This is a genomic window from Streptomyces sp. SID14478, from assembly GCF_010548525.1.
Taxonomy (GTDB): domain Bacteria; phylum Actinomycetota; class Actinomycetes; order Streptomycetales; family Streptomycetaceae; genus Streptomyces.
The window spans coordinates 1-1,477 of record NZ_JAAGMG010000759.1 but is presented as its reverse complement, the minus strand read 5'-3'; the positions used below and the strand labels follow the sequence as shown (position 1 = coordinate 1,477).

Sequence of the window (1,477 nt, the reverse complement as noted above, 5' to 3'; positions counted from 1 at the left end):
CGACGCTGCGCGGGCTCGGCGCCAGCGCCCGCAGCGATCTGCCGTCGGGGGGCTACCGCCTCGCCGTCGGGCACGCCGCGGGCCGCCCCGTCATCGCCATGGAGGGCGTCGGCGACGACGGCCTGTTCCACGCCGCGCAGACGCTGCGGCAGCTGATCACGGGACGGGCCGTCGCCGGGGCCGTCGTCCGCGACTGGCCGGGCACCGCCGTACGCGGTCTGACCGAGGGCTTCTACGGGACACCGTGGAGCACCGAACAGCGCCTGGACCAGCTCGACTTCATGGGGCGCACGAAGCAGAACCGCTACCTCTACGCCCCCGGGGACGACCTGTACCGCCAGGCGCGCTGGCGCGAGCCGTACCCGGCGGCCCAGCGCGCGGACTTCCGCCGGCTCGCCGAGCGGGCCCGCGCCAATCACGTCACGCTGGGCTGGGCCGTCGCGCCCGGGCAGGGCATGTGCCTGTCGTCGGACGACGACCTCAAGGCGCTCAACCGCAAGCTGGACGCCATGTGGGCGCTCGGCGTGCGGGCGTTCCAGCTCCAGTTCCAGGACGTGTCGTACAGCGAGTGGCACTGCGAGTCCGACGCGCGCGAGTTCGGCTCCGGGCCGCGGGCGGCGGCGACGGCGCAGGCCAAGGTCGCCAACGCGGTGGCGCGCCACCTCGCCGCGCGGCACCCGGACGCCGAACCGCTGTCGCTGATGCCGACCGAGTACTACCAGGACGGGAGGACCGCGTACCGTACGGCGCTCGCGCACGGCCTGGACGACGCGGTGGAGGTCGCCTGGACCGGCGTCGGCGTGGTGCCTCGCACCATCACGGGCGGTGAACTGGCGGGCGCGCGGGCCGCGTTCGACTCCTCGGGCACCGCGCACAAGCTGCTCACGATGGACAACTACCCGGTCAACGACTACGCCGAGGACCGGATCTTCCTCGGCCCGTACACCGGCCGCGAGCCCGCGGTGGCCTCCGGTTCGGCGGCGCTCCTCGCCAACGCCATGGAGCAGCCCGCGGCGTCCCGCATCCCGCTGTTCACGGCCGCGGACTACGCGTGGAACCCGCGCGACTACCGCCCCCAGGAGTCCTGGAAGGCGGCCATCGACGACCTCGCGGACGGCGACAAGGACGCGCGGGCGGCCCTCGGCGCGCTCGCGGGCAACGACGCCTCCTCGGTCCTCGGCGCGGACGAGTCGGCGTACCTCAAGCCGCTGCTCTCCGCGTTCTGGCAGGCGCGTACGACGACGGACGCGGGCCGGAACAAGGCGGCGGCCAAGGAGCTGCGGGACGCGTTCACGGCGATGCGCCGGGCGCCGGGCGGGCTCGACGACACGGCTCTGGAGTCCGAAGTGCGGCCCTGGAGCGACAAGTTGGGCCGCTACGGCGCCGCGGGCGAGGCGGCCGTCGACATGCTGGCGGCGGCCGGGCGAGGCGACGACACGGCGGCATGGCAGGCCTCGCGCCGCCTGGCCGCGCTGCG

Annotated in this window: 1 protein-coding gene; it reads left to right on the top strand. The window is 75.0% G+C overall.

What is annotated here, in order from left to right:
- Nucleotides 1-1,477: beta-N-acetylglucosaminidase domain-containing protein (locus G3I40_RS25105; protein WP_203644753.1), on the top strand; the 1,477-nt coding region annotated here is incomplete at both ends.